Origin of the sequence: Streptomyces sp. SID1328 (assembly GCF_009865595.1) — a bacterium.
Classification (GTDB): domain Bacteria; phylum Actinomycetota; class Actinomycetes; order Streptomycetales; family Streptomycetaceae; genus Streptomyces; species Streptomyces griseoluteus.
Window position 1 is genome coordinate 18,616 of the sequence record NZ_WWKH01000660.1, and the last position, 12,862, is coordinate 31,477.

9 protein-coding genes are annotated in these 12,862 nt (G+C 70.8%); 5 read left to right on the top strand and 4 right to left on the bottom strand.

Going from position 1 to position 12,862, the window contains the following annotated elements; genetic code table 11:
* Positions 1-204: 204 nt before the first annotated feature.
* The gene (locus GT030_RS21230) at positions 205-996 is read right to left on the bottom strand and encodes a hypothetical protein (RefSeq protein WP_161202457.1); all 792 of its coding nucleotides are present in this window, start codon (positions 994-996) and stop codon (positions 205-207) included.
* Positions 997-1,073: 77 nt separating this feature from the next.
* On the opposite strand from GT030_RS21230, the gene GT030_RS21235 reads away from it, so the two are divergent.
* Together GT030_RS21235 and GT030_RS21240 are read left to right on the top strand one after the other, a co-directional pair.
* Complete coding sequence (locus tag GT030_RS21235; RefSeq protein ID WP_161202458.1) at positions 1,074-1,991, top strand: aminoglycoside phosphotransferase family protein; 918 nt, start codon at positions 1,074-1,076, stop codon at positions 1,989-1,991.
* Positions 1,992-2,047: 56 nt separating this feature from the next.
* A complete protein-coding gene (locus GT030_RS21240) occupies positions 2,048-2,776 on the top strand; it encodes a hypothetical protein (RefSeq protein ID WP_161202459.1) in 729 nt (242 codons plus the stop codon).
* Between the two features lie 37 nt (positions 2,777-2,813).
* Here the strand turns inward: GT030_RS21240 and GT030_RS21245 are convergent, their stop codons facing one another.
* The 3 genes from GT030_RS21245 to GT030_RS21255 all read right to left on the bottom strand — a co-directional run bounded on the left by GT030_RS21245 (position 2,814) and on the right by GT030_RS21255 (position 9,185).
* Complete coding sequence (locus tag GT030_RS21245; RefSeq protein ID WP_161202460.1) at positions 2,814-4,241, bottom strand: alkaline phosphatase family protein; 1,428 nt, start codon at positions 4,239-4,241, stop codon at positions 2,814-2,816.
* Positions 4,242-4,512: 271 nt separating this feature from the next.
* Positions 4,513-6,657, bottom strand: a complete 2,145-nt coding sequence (locus GT030_RS21250) for a family 16 glycoside hydrolase (protein WP_237522725.1) — start codon at positions 6,655-6,657, stop codon at positions 4,513-4,515.
* Between the two features lie 50 nt (positions 6,658-6,707).
* A complete protein-coding gene (locus tag GT030_RS21255) occupies positions 6,708-9,185 on the bottom strand; it encodes a ThuA domain-containing protein (protein ID WP_202460376.1) in 2,478 nt (825 codons plus the stop codon).
* 208 nt (positions 9,186-9,393) lie between these two features.
* Between GT030_RS21255 and GT030_RS21260 the strand changes: the two genes are divergently transcribed.
* The 3 genes from GT030_RS21260 to GT030_RS21270 all read left to right on the top strand — a co-directional run.
* A complete protein-coding gene (locus GT030_RS21260) occupies positions 9,394-10,365 on the top strand; it encodes a multicopper oxidase domain-containing protein (RefSeq protein WP_161202465.1) in 972 nt (323 codons plus the stop codon).
* Positions 10,366-10,511: 146 nt separating this feature from the next.
* Positions 10,512-11,693, top strand: a complete 1,182-nt coding sequence (locus GT030_RS21265; protein WP_161202462.1) for an ROK family transcriptional regulator — start codon at positions 10,512-10,514, stop codon at positions 11,691-11,693.
* A gap of 135 nt (positions 11,694-11,828) precedes the next feature.
* On the top strand, positions 11,829-12,862 hold a 1,034-nt coding region (locus tag GT030_RS21270; RefSeq protein ID WP_161202463.1), incomplete at its 3' end, for a sugar ABC transporter ATP-binding protein.

A 12,862-nucleotide genomic window follows, 5' to 3' on the forward strand; every position in this document is an offset into this window, starting at 1 on the left:
GCGGAAGCCGGTGAAGGTGCGGCACCGGGGTCAACGAGAGGGAGAGCTATATCGAACACACGTGTTTCGGCCGCAGCGGAGTCCGCATCGACCGCCGTCGTTCCAGGAGCCCCGGAAACGCGTCGTGGAACTCACCGCGCCGGGGCTCCGTACGGCCCTGGCCGAATCGCCGCGGCCGATACGGGTGTGACGGACGGGTTTCGCTCAGCCCCTGAGGCGGTCGCGGTCGCCCATCACCACCATCGGGTGGTCGGCGGGGTCGAGGGTGCCCAGGAGGGTCTTGATGCCGGCCTCCGGGACGGTCACACAGGCCGACGTGCCGTCACCGTGGTCCAGGTGCAGCCAGATGCCGCCGCCCTTCTCCACCCCCTCGGGCCGGCTCCAGTCGTAGGGCGGGGTGCCCTTGAGCCGGTTGTAGTTGATGGCGATGACGTGGTCGAAGTCGTGCGCGTGCGCCTCGTCGTCCGGGTCCACCACCGAAGCCGCGTACGCGTGGTCGTCGTACCAGTACGGCAGTTTGGTGCCGGGGCTGCGCAGGGTGCCTCCGGCGTCCGTGAGCGAGAAGACGCCCACGGGGCTGCGCTCGTCGTCGAGCCGATGGTCGGTCGTCCAGCCCCGGCGGCCGTTGTGCGAGGGCCAGCTCGCGGACTGCTTCCACTGGGCGTCCTGCTTCTCGTACAGCACGGCCGTGCCCTCGGCCGAGTCCCGGTCGTCGCCGTAGACGACCACCAGTTGCCGGGTGTCGTCCGGGATCTGCCGGCCCATCCGCTCCCCGACGCCGGGGACGCCGCTCGCGGTCACCGGGCGGGAGGAGCCGGACACGGCAGGGTTGCCGTTGCCCGCCGCGCCGCCGGAGCGGACCTTGCTGTCCGGGTCCCCGCAGGCCGTGGCCATCGCCAGCAGGACACCGCAGAGGGCCGCCGCGGATATGGCATGCCGGGCACCACCGTGCCGCGAGTACCGGGGACAGGACGGGGTGTCAGTGGAGTTCCGCATGATCAGAATCCTGGGGCGGCACCACCGGGGCGCGCATCCCGGACCGGCATCCGGGCTAAGCGCTACCGTGGCTCCCCATGACAGTCACCGGGACGGACATCACGGCGGACCTGATCCGGGATCTGCTGCGCGAGCAGCACCCCGACCTGGCGGAACGCCCCCTGAAACTCGGCGCGCTCGGCTGGGACAACCAGGTGTGGCGGCTCGGTGACGACCTCGCCGTCCGCCTGCCCTGGGCCACCGAGTCGGCGGACGCGCTGCTGCGCAAGGAGCACGCCTGGCTGCCGCTCCTCGCCGAGGGCCTGCCCCTGCCGATCCCGGTACCGCAGCGCCTCGGCGAACCCTCCGACCGCTTCCCGAGACCCTGGCTCGTCACCACCTGGGTATCCGGCGAGCCCGCCGACCGCGCCCCCGCGACCCGCTCCGACGAAGCGGCCGACACCCTCGCCGCCTTCCTGACCGCCTTTCACCGCCCCGCTCCAAAGCAGGCACCGGTGGGCCGGGACCGAGGGGGCCGCCTGGCCGACTTCGCCCAATCCTTCACGGGCTCGCTCGCCCGGGCCACCGAACTGGGCCTCGTCCAGAATCCCGACGCCGTCCGCGCCATCTGGGAGGACGCGGCCGCCGCACCCGGCTGGACCGGCCCCCGCCTCTGGCTCCACGGCGACCTGCACCCCGCCAACGTCCTCACCCTCGACGGCACCTTCTCCGGCGTCATCGACTTCGGCGACCTCTTCGCCGGCGACCCCGCCTTCGACCTCGCCTCCGCCTGGATTCTCCTCCCGGACGACGCCGTCGACCGCTTCCACGCCGCCTACCTCCCGGCCCCGGACCCCGCCACCCTCCGCCGCGCCCGCGGCTGGGCGGTCCTCCGCGCCCTGGCGGGCCTGCACATCGGCCACGCGGGCGACGAGGGCCGCCCCGGCGGCAAACCGACCTGGGGCCCACCGGGTCGGGCGTCCCTGCGGCGGCTCACGGAGTCGCTCCGGTCCTGACGCGGGCGCCGGGCGCGGTCGAGACGTGTGCCCTCCGGTGGGGCAGACTGCGGACAATGGACGACTATCCCTCGGTGCGTCAGAACTCCGCTCCCGACGTGTACGGCCGCCTGCGTGTGCAGTCCGCCGACCTGGCGCCCGCCCGCTGGCTCTCCGAGCGTTTCCTCGGGGACGACCACTCCTGCACGGTGGCCGGTGTCGTCGTGCCAGGGTTCGATGCCTACGTCAGGGTTCTGCATCCGGCGTCGCTGGAGGAGCGGCCGGTGCGGTGGCGGGATGTGGCGGCGGCCCATGGGCGATCGGTGGGGCCGAACGCCGGCTGGCACGAGGTGGTCGGGAGGGAGCGGGACCGTCAGAACGCGTCCGAGTACGGGCTGCCCGGTGTCTGGGACGAGCATCCGTCGGAGGGGCCGACTCCGGCGGCTGTCGCCGAGGCGCTGATCCCCGTTCTCGCCCGGCACACCCGTACCGCCGACCAGTGCTGGTTCGGGCTGTGGGAGGGGTATGGGCGGTGGGACTTCTCCCGTTTCCCGACCTTCGAGACCCCGTACCGGGACGAGGTCCTCCTCGCCGGGCCCCTTCCGGACGCCGTGTCGCCGGTGGCCTGGGACGAGTTCGCGGAGTTGCCCGACCTGTGGTGGCCGCAGGACCGGGCCTGGTGCGTGGGCGGGGACGTGGACCTGGTCAGCACCTATGTGGGTGGCAGCGAGGCGCTGATCGGGGAGTTGCTGGCCGACGGCGGGCTGGAGACACACCGCGTGGGGCCGGGCGACCCCGTGTACTGAAGGAGCCGGTGCCGCGAGCGGCACCGGCCCGGACGGCTCACACGTGCGGCCGGCGCCCGTGCTCCTGGCGCGGGAAGGTCTGGTCCGCGCCCGGCAGCGTCGGCTTCGGCAGCGTGGCCACTTCCTCCTTCGCCTTCTCGAGCTGCTCCGCCGTGTCGTCCGGCAGGCGCGGCGGGCGCGGGCGGCCGGAGCGGAAGCGGAAGGCGCTGGTGAGGTCGCCGAAGGTGGAACGGCGCCAGTCGCTGATGTTGGGCTCCTCCACCCCGGTGAAGTGCTCCAGGAACTGCAGCGCCGAGGTGTGGTCGAAAGCCTCCGTGGCGACCCAACCACCCACGGTCCAGGGCGAGATCACGATGGCCGGCACCCGGAAGCCACCCCCGATGGGCAACCCCTGCACGAACTCGTCCGGCGTTCCCGCGGGCGGCACCGGCGGCGGCACATGGTCGAACAGGCCGTCGTTCTCGTCGTAGTTGAGGATGAACGCGGTCTTGCGCCACACCTTCGGGTTGGACGCGATCGCCTCGATCTTCGAGGCCACGAAGTCCGCGCCGGCCGCCGGGAGATAGTCCGGGTGCTCCGACTGGTAGCTGGTCGGCATGATCCAGGACACCGCCGGGAGCCGGTCGTTGCGGGCGTCGTCCTCGAAGGTGCCCTCGGGCTGCGGGCGCACCCCGCGCTCGTACAGCTCGGAGCCGGGCGCGGCGTTCTTGAACGCGGCGAACTGCTCCAGCATGTTGCAGCCGTAGTCGTCGTCCTGCTGGTACACCTTCCAGCTCACCCCGGCCGCCTGGAGCCGCTCGGCATAGGTGGTCCACTGGTACGGCTTGGGCGCCGAGTTCTTGATGACCGGGCCGCCCTTCGTGCCGCCGGGGTCGATCGAACCGGTCATCCACATCAGCCGGTTGGGCCAGGTCGGCCCGAACACCGAGCAGAAGTAGTTGTCGCAGATGGTGAAGGTCTCGGCGAGCGCGAACTGGAAGGGGATGTCCTCGCGCGTGTAATAGCCCATCACATAGGGGCCGTTGACGCCGTCGGCCGCGCGGTGGGCGGGCAGCCACTGGTCCATCCTGCCGTTGTTCCACGCCCGGTGCTGCACGGACCAGGCGTGGCTGGTGGAGGGGATGGCCTGGGCGCTGGAGGAGTGGGTGTCGAGGTGGAAGGGCAGCAGATAGCCCTTGGGATTCACCGCGTCGGGCTGGTAGAACACGCTGCGCCCGTTGTCCAGCTTGAGGGCATGCGGGTCGGCGAAGCCCCGGACCCCGGAGAGGGTGCCGAAGTAGTGGTCGAACGACCGGTTCTCCTGCATCAGCAGGACCACATGCTCGATGTCGCGCAGCGAACCGCCCTTGGGCGGCCCGGCGGCGACGGCCTTCTGGACGCTCGGCGGCAGCAGGGACAAAGCCGCGGCGCCACCCAGCGCGCCCGCGGCCGACCCCAGGACTCTGCGGCGGGTCAACTCGGCCATGGTCGTCCCTTCTTGAGCGCGGTGGGCGCTCCGGCGGAGTGTAGGTCCGCCCGGCCGGGAAGCCGGGCCGTCGATCACTCTCCGCCCTCGTGGCGGGACGCGTCAGGGGAGAGCGGTGAACATGTGGCCAACGCGCGGGAACGGCTTGACCAGGCCATGACCCTCAATGCCTGTACGTAACACGGAAGTTGTCACGCGTTCAGAGAAGGCGGCTCCGTGGACGGGAAGGGCCCCCACCGCCGAAGTGGTGAGAGCCCCACGGTCTTGTCGTCTACAACTCCTTGATCCGGATGTCGCGGTACGAGATCACGTCCGACGTGCTGTGCACCTGGAGCCCGATGTACCCGGTCGCGTAGCGCCGGCCGTCGGTGCCGGGGTCGCCCTCGCGGGGCGGGGTGAAGACCTGGCCGCCGACATTGTCGAACTCGTTGATGACGACACCGTTGCGCAGGATCGTGAAGTGCTGGCCCTCCGCGCGGATCTCGTAGTCGTTCCAGGTGCCCTTCGGGGTGACCCCCGCGCCGCCCAGGCCCACCCGGTCGAAGCCGTAGACCGAGCCCGTCTTGTACATGTCGCCGGTCGGGCTGTCCAGGATCTGGATCTCGTGCCCGTAGTTGATGGCGACCCACTCGGGCCGGGACTCCTCCGGGTGGTTGTGGACGTCGGGGAACCGGACGAAGACCCCGCCGTTGGCGTTGCCCGTGCCCGGAGCGTCGTCGCGGAAGCGGAGCTTGAGCGAGAAGTCGCCGTACTTGCGTTCCGGGAACCACAGCATGCCCATGCCCGGCACGGTCGTGCTGCTCGTGATGGCGCCGTCGCCGGTCAGGGCGAACTGCCCGCCGCCGACCTGTTCCCACTTGGACAGGGACGCCTGCGTGCCGTCGAACAGATCGCGATAACCCTCTGTCCGGCCGGGCTTGCCGATCTTCGACTGCTTGGCCGCCTTGGTGATCTTGTTGAACTCGCGCTGGTCGATCAGACCGTCGGCAAGGAGCCTGTCGAGCACCCCGTCGACGTGCTTGAGGAACAGCGCCTGCGACGACCAGTCCTTCTCGTCCTCGATCAGCTCGTTGATCGTGCACCGGCTGCGCGTCAGCCGGTTCGGCACGCCGGTGTCCACGGTGCCGACGATGACCGTCAGCCGCTCGTCGTACTCGGGACAGGCCGGCGCCGGGACGCCCCCGCCCTGCGCGACGGTGAAGGTGACGTTCTTGGCGGCGGAGGTGTTCTTTGCCTTGTCCGTCGCCCGGTACGCCACCGTGTGGAAGCCGAGCCGGTCAACGACCACGGGCGCCGAGTACGCCAGATACGGGCCTCCGTCGAGGGAGTACTCGACCCGGGCGACCCCGGACGCGGAGTCGGAGGCGTTGACCGTCACCCTGGCACTCGTGACGTAGGCGCCGTTCGAGTTCCGGGTGCCGCTGAGGGTCGCCGAGGTCTCCGGCGCGGTCGTGTCCTCGGCGGGCGGGGCCACGACCTTGAAGGCCACGGACTTCTCGGCCGCCGCGTTCCCCGCCTTGTCGGTGGCCCGGTAGCGCACGGTGTGGGAGCCGACCGCGTGCACCATCACCGGCGCGGTGTACGGCTGCCAGGCGCCGTCCGCGCCGAGCGCGTACTCGATGGTGTTGACGCCCGACCCGGTGTCCGAGGCGGTCACGGTCACCGTGGCCATCGTCAGGTAGTTGCCGTCGGCGTCCTTCTCGCCGCTCACTGTCGCGGAGGTCTCCGGTGCGGTGGTGTCGTCCGTAGGCGGGGCGACCACGCTGAAGGTCACGGACTTTTCGGCGGCCACGTTGCCCGCCTTGTCGGTGGCCCGGTAACGCACGGTGTGCGAGCCGACCTGGTCGACCACCACCGGCGCGGTGTACGCCTGCCACGGACCGTCGGCGCCGACCGCGTACTCGATCGATTTCACCCCGGACGCGTCGTCCGACGCGGACACCGTGACCCTGGCCGAGCCGATATAGGCGCCGTCTGTGTTCTGCTGCCCCTCGACCTTCGCCGAAGCCGTCGGCGCCGTGGTGTCCTCGCCGCCGGGCTCGGTCACCGTGAGGATGCCCTGCATCTGGCTGTGGCCGGGGATGCTGCAGAAGTAGCGGTAACGGCCGGGTGTCAGCGTCACGTCGACGGTGTGTTTGCCGCCGCTGTCGTCACCGGGGTTGGCCAGGATGTTCACCGGCACGTCGTGGTTGTACTCGGGGTCCGACACGTCGAAGGTCAGCGTGTGCGGCATGCCGATGTCGTTGCCGGTCGCGGCGCTGTTCTCGAAGACGAGGGTCGCCGCGCCGGCCGCCGCCGTCGTCGGGAAGCTCGCGTACCGGTCGGTGCGGGAACTCGCCGTCCACGTCAGGACCTGGGCCGCCGCCGCGCGGTCGCCGTCCCGTCCGTACGCGGCCGTCGAGGTGAGCCCCAGCATCAGCAGCAGCGCGCCCAGCAGCGCGGTGTACAGGCGCAGAGGTCGATGTCTCACTGTGCCGCCTTCCTGGCCAGATCCTTCGCGGCGGGCGTGGCCGCGCCGCCGGTGTACGTCACGCGCCACAGCGCGGACTGGGAGTCGGAGGTGAAGAAGCCGCGGCCGTAGTCGAGGACGTAGAGCGAACCGTCCGGCGCGAACTTCCAGTCCATCAGGTTGCGGATGCCGCCCTGCCCGACCGGGATGATCTTCTTCAGCGACTCCGCCGTGACGGGCAGGCCGCCCTTGCCGACCGTCTTCGGGTCGGTGAGCACCGCGTGCCGCGGGTTGTCCGCGTCGTAGAAGTCACCGACGAACCACTTGCCGTCCCAGTACTCCGGCCACGCCCCGGTACCGGCCTTCGCCGCGTCGTAGCGGTAGACCGGGCCGTCCATGGTGGCCTGGCCGCCGCCCTTCAGCCACGGCAGGAGGTAGGTGGCCTCCTCGTTCTTGTAGCTGGGCACGCCCGCCGCGTTGCGCGGGAAGTCGGGGGCGCCTCCTTGCGGGGAGTACCAGATGGTGTTGCCGGTGACGGGCGGCAGGTTCACCAGACCGTCGTTGTTCGGTGACTCGTTCTTCGGGGCGTCGCAGTCGTACCAGCCCAGCGGCTTGGTCGGGTCCGGCAGGTTGCGGTCGCGGTAGGGCTGCTTGTTGCCCATGCAGAACGGCCAGCCGTGGTTGCCCGCCTTGGTGATCGCGGCGAACGTGTCGTACTTCGCCGGTCCCCAGGTGGTGCTCGGCGCGCCCGCGTCGGGGCCGACCCAGCCCGCGTAGAGGATGTCGGTCTTCTTGTCGACGGAGATCCGCGCCGGGTTCCGTACACCCATCACGTAGATCTCGCCGCGGGTCTTGCCGCCGCCCTCGTCCTGCTCCTTGCCGGTGAAGAGGTTGCCCTCGGGCAGCGTGTACGTGCCGTCCGGCTCCGGGTGGATACGCAGGATCTTGCCGTTGAGGTTGTGGGTGTTGCCCGCGGTGCGGCGGGCGTCCGCGAAGGACAGGCCCTTGTAGTTGGGCTGCGGGTTGTTGCCGGCGTAACCGTCGCTGAAACCGGAGGAGTTGTTGTCACCGGTGGCGATGTAGAGGTTGCCCTTGGAGTCCCAGGCCATCCCGCCGCCCGCGTGGCAGCAACTGTGAACCTGCACCGGCCACTTGAGGAGGACCTTCTCCGAGGCCAGGTCGAGCTTGTTCGTGGCGCGGTCCAGCGTGAAGCGGGAGACGCGGCGTTCGGCCACCTGCTTGTCGCGGTCGAGGCCGGAGTGCGGGGTGTAGTGGAGGTACACCCAGCCGTTGGACTCGAAGCCGGGGTCCAGCTCGATGCCGAGCAACCCCTCCTCGACCTTGACCAGTTCGTCGCCGCCGCCCTTGTTGCCGAAGACGGTGAGGGCGCCCGCGAGCGTGACCTTCTTCGTGGCGGGGTCGTACACGTGGATCTGGCCGGTGCCCTTGCCGATGTCGGGGTTGTTCCAGTCGGTGACGACCGGCGCCTCGTTCGTGCCGCCGCCCCGGCCGATGTACAGCACTCGTCCGTCGGGCGCCACGACCAGGCCGTGCGGCTCGCCGATCTGGTCCTGCTGACCGGGCTGGTTCGGCTGAGTGACGCGCACCGCCGAGTAGTTGGCGTCGATCGTGGCCTTGCAGTCGGCGCGCGAGAGCCGGGTGGTCCACAGCAGGGCGCCCCGCAGATGGTCGCGGAAGTCGGTCTCCGCGAACGACTCCACCGTGCCGCCCATGCCCGTGTAGAAGGACCGGCCGCCGGAGTAGTCCCGGCACCAGGAGACCGGATGGTCCACCCCATTCGCACCGGTGCCCGGCCGGTAGCTGCTCTCCCGGACCTTGGCGACGGTGTGCACCTTGCCGGTCGGGTTGCTCGCCCAGTTGAACCACTTGTCGGGCCGCTTCCACTCCAGCGGCAGCCCCTTCGTGGCCGGATGGCTCCGGTCCGGGATCTCCACGGTGGCCCGCTGTACGGCGGCAGGGCTCGCGCTCGCGGGACGGGCGCCGATCAGACCGGTGAACCAGTCGGAGTACGGCTCCGTCCGGGCCGCGTCATGGATGCCGAGAAAGCCGCCGCCGGCCTTCAGATACGCCTCGAGACCCGCCTCCTGCTCGGGATCGAGCACGTCCCCGCCGCCGGTGAGGAACACCACGGCGTTGAAGGTGCCCAGCCGCTTCTCGTTGGTGAAGACCGAGGCGTCGTCCGTCGCCACGGTCTTGAAACGCTGATCTTCGGGACCGGTCAGACCGATGGACTCGATGGCCTCGATACCGGCGTCGACGGTCGGTGACTCCTCGGTGGCCGAGGCGTGGAAGACGAGCACTTTGACGTTCTTGCCGCCCGGCGGCGACGGCAGTGCCGAAGCCTTGGGCTCCGGATACGAACTGGCCGTGGCCGCGGTACCGCCGCTCAGCAGGGATGCCGCCAGGGCTCCGGCCGCCAGGGCCGCCGCCGCTGCCCGCCGGGATCTCGACCGGTGATGTGGTGCGCTCTGCATGGGTCACCCACCCTCCGTGGTCTCAGCAACAGCGCCAGAAGCTAGACGCCTTTCGCCGACCCGCCAATAGCTATGGACGGAATCTCACCAACTTTGTCCTGGGTGTGGATAAACGGGAGGCGCGCCTCTACCGTGGCCGTCCCCGGGGGCCCGCCCCCGCCCGTCTCCTCACAGCACTCCGCACAGGACTGGAGAGACCGGTATGGCTCTGGACAGAAGGACTTTCGGGCGACGGCTGCTGGCCGGCGGTGTGGTCGCCGCCACCGGTACGGCAACGTTGTCGGTGGCCTCCGCCCCCTCGGCGGCGGAACCCTCCCCGCCCACCGCCCCGGCAGGCGGCCAGGTGCGCCACCTCAGGCTCTACGCCGAGAAACTGCCCGGCGGACAGCTCGGCTACGGCCTGGAGAAGGGCAAAGCCACCGTGCCGGGCCCGCTCATCGAGCTGGTCGAGGGCGACACCCTGCACATCGAGTTCGAGAACCTTACCGACGCGGACGCGAGCCTCCACGTCCACGGCGTCGACTACGACATCGCCAACGACGGCACCCGGATGACGGACAGCCACGTCGAGCCCGGCGGCACCCGCACCTACACCTGGCGCACCCACGCCCCCGCCCGCCGCAAGGACGGCACCTGGCAGGCGGGCAGCGCCGGTTACTGGCACTACCACGACCACGTCGTGGGCACCGACCACGGAACCGGCGGCATCCGCAAGGGCCTGTACGGCCCGGTCGTCGTACGCCGGAAGGGCGACCTCCTGCCGGACAAGCAGTTCACGATCGTCTTCAACGACATGACGATCAACAACAGGACGGCGGGGGAGACCCCGAACTTCGAGGCCACGGTGGGCGATCGCGTCGAGATCATCATGATCACGCACGGCGAGTACTACCACACCTTCCACATGCACGGTCACCGCTGGGCCGACAACCGCACGGGCCTGCTGACGGGCCCCGACGACCCCAGCCGGATCGTCGACAACAAGATCACCGGGCCCGCCGACTCCTTCGGCTTCCAGGTCGTCGCGGGCGAACACGTCGGCGCCGGCGCCTGGATGTACCACTGCCATGTCCAGAGCCACTCCGACATGGGGATGGCCGGACTGTTCCTGGTGGCGAAGCCCGACGGCACCGTACCGGGCCACACGGGACACCACACCGCCGCGCACCACGCCCACTGAGGCCCCCGGCCTTTGTCCTGGGAGTGGAGAAAGTGAGCACGAATTCACGCGCTACTTCTTCCCAGCCCCGGCAGCCGCTGCTACGTTCCCCCCGAAAGAACGCGACGGACAGCCGGTACCGAGGCGGGGAGGGACTCGTGAGACGCATGACGGCACGACCCGCCAACGCCCACCAGGCCCGGCTGCTCCGCATGCTGCGCGACGAGGGTCCCCACTCCCGCGCCCAGCTCGGCGACCAGATCGAACTGTCCCGGTCCAAGCTGGCCGTGGAGGTGGACCGGCTCCTGCAGACCGGGCTCATCGTGGCCGACGGACTCGCCGCCTCGCGCGGCGGGCGCCGCTCCCACAATCTGCGGCTCGCCCCGAACCTGCGCTTCCTCGGCATCGACATCGGCGCGACCTCGGTCGACGTCGCCGTCACCAACGCCGAACTCGAAGTGCTGGGCCACCTCAACCAGCCCATGGACGTGCGCGAGGGCCCGGTCGCGGTCTTCGAGCACGTCCTCGGCATGGCGGCCAAGCTCCGCTCCTCCGGGCTCGTGGAGGGGTTCGACGGCGCGGGCATCGGTGTACCGGGCCCCGTCCGCTTCCCGGAGGGAGTGCCGGTCGCCCCGCCGATCATGCCGGGCTGGGACGGCTTCCCCGTGCGGGAGGCGCTCAGCCAGGAACTCGGCTGCCCCGTCATGGTCGACAACGACGTGAACCTGATGGCCATGGGGGAGCAGCACGCGGGCGTCGCCCGCACGGCAGCCGACTTCCTCTGCATCAAGATCGGCACCGGCATCGGCTGCGGCATCGTGGTCGGCGGCGAGGTCTACCGGGGGGCCACGGGCAGCGCGGGCGACATCGGCCACATCCAGGCCGTACCCGACGGCCGCGCCTGCGCCTGCGGCAACCGCGGCTGCCTGGAGGCCCACTTCAGCGGCGCGGCACTCGCCCGCGACGCCATGGACGCGGCAAGTCAGGGGCTCTCGGCGGAACTCGCCTCCCGCCTGGAGACGCACGGCACCCTGAGCGCCGTCGACATCGCGGCCGCGGCCGCCGCCGGCGACACCGTCTCGCTCGACCTCATCCGGGAGGGCGGCACCCGCACCGGCCAGGTCATCGCGGGCCTGGTCAGCTTCTTCAACCCCTCTCTCGTGGTGATCGGGGGCGGGGTGACCGGCCTCGGCCACACCCTGCTCGCCGCGATCCGCACCCAGGTCTACCGCCAGTCGCTGCCGCTCGCGACCGGCAACCTGCCCATCGTCCTCGGTGAGCTGGGCCAGAACGCCGGAGTCATCGGCGGCGCCCGCCTCATCAGCGACCACCTGTTCTCCCCAGCGTGACCACGCCGTCCGGCACCCCGCCGGACGGCCCGCAGGAAACAGCGCCACCGCACCGCTCCGCTCTGCCCCGGTCCGCCCCGTCCATCGGCGTACCGCCCTGAAACAGGCCCGCACGCCCGCCGAGGGGAATCCAACATGGCACCAGAACCACCCCTGCTCAGCATGACCGGCATCACCAAGGCGTTCCCCGGCGTCCGGGCACTCGACGGTGTCGACCTCGACGTGCAGGAGGGCGAGGTGCACTGCCTGCTCGGCCAGAACGGCGCGGGCAAGTCCACCCTCATCAAGGTCCTCGCGGGCGCCCACCAGCCCGGCACCGGAACCATCCACTGGCGCGGCGACCCTGTCACCCTCCGCTCGCCCATGGCCGCGATGCGCCTCGGCATCGCCACCATCTACCAGGAACTCGACCTGGTGGAGCACCTGTCGGTCGCCGAGAACATCCACCTGGGCCACGAACCCACCAGGGCGGGATTCGTCGTACGCCGGCGCACGGCACGCACCTCGACGGCCGCGCTGCTGCGCCGGCTCGGGCACTCCGAGATCGAACCGGGGCGCCTGGTGGGTGAGTTGTCCGCAGCACAGCAGCAGATCGTCTCCATGGCGCGGGCGTTGTCCCACGACGTGCGGCTCATCGTGATGGACGAACCGTCCGCCGCGCTCGACCCCGACGAGGTCGACAACCTCTTCCGCGTGGTCACCGGGCTCACCGCCGAGGGCGTCGCCGTCGTCTACATCTCGCACCGGCTGGACGAGATCCGCCGCATCGGTGACCGCGTGACCGTACTGAAGGACGGCCGGGCAGTGGCCCGCGGACTGCCCGCGAAGACCACACCGACCCGCGAGGTCGTCACCCTGATGACGGGCCGCGACGTCGAGTACGTCTTTCCCCCGCGCCCGGCCGGACCCCCTGCCGGTGAACCGGCGCTGGAGGTGCGGGGCCTCGCTCGCAGCGGGGAGTTCGACCCGCTCGACCTCGTGGTGCGGCCGGGTGAGATCGTCGGCATCGCCGGGCTCGTCGGCTCCGGCCGCTCGGAGATCCTGGAGACGGTCTACGGCGCCCGCAAGCCCGACGCCGGCCACGTCCTGGCCGGCGGCCGGCCGGTCCGGCCCGGCAGCGTACGCGCCGCCGTGCGCGCCGGGATCGGGCTGGCCCCGGAGGAACGCAA

Bases quoted from the DNA above. Each gene is read 5' to 3' on its own strand.
- GT030_RS21235 (WP_161202458.1), top strand. From the start codon at position 1,074: ATGACAGTCACCGGGACGGACATCACGGCGGACCTGATCCGGGATCTG.
- GT030_RS21245 (WP_161202460.1), bottom strand. From the start codon at position 4,241: ATGGCCGAGTTGACCCGCCGCAGAGTCCTGGGGTCGGCCGCGGGCGCG.
- GT030_RS21240 (WP_161202459.1), top strand. From the start codon at position 2,048: ATGGACGACTATCCCTCGGTGCGTCAGAACTCCGCTCCCGACGTGTAC.
- GT030_RS21250 (WP_237522725.1), bottom strand. From the start codon at position 6,657: ATGCTGGGGCTCACCTCGACGGCCGCGTACGGACGGGACGGCGACCGC.
- GT030_RS21230 (WP_161202457.1), bottom strand. From the start codon at position 996: ATGCGGAACTCCACTGACACCCCGTCCTGTCCCCGGTACTCGCGGCAC.
- GT030_RS21265 (WP_161202462.1), top strand. From the start codon at position 10,512: ATGACGGCACGACCCGCCAACGCCCACCAGGCCCGGCTGCTCCGCATG.
- GT030_RS21255 (WP_202460376.1), bottom strand. From the start codon at position 9,185: ATGCAGAGCGCACCACATCACCGGTCGAGATCCCGGCGGGCAGCGGCG.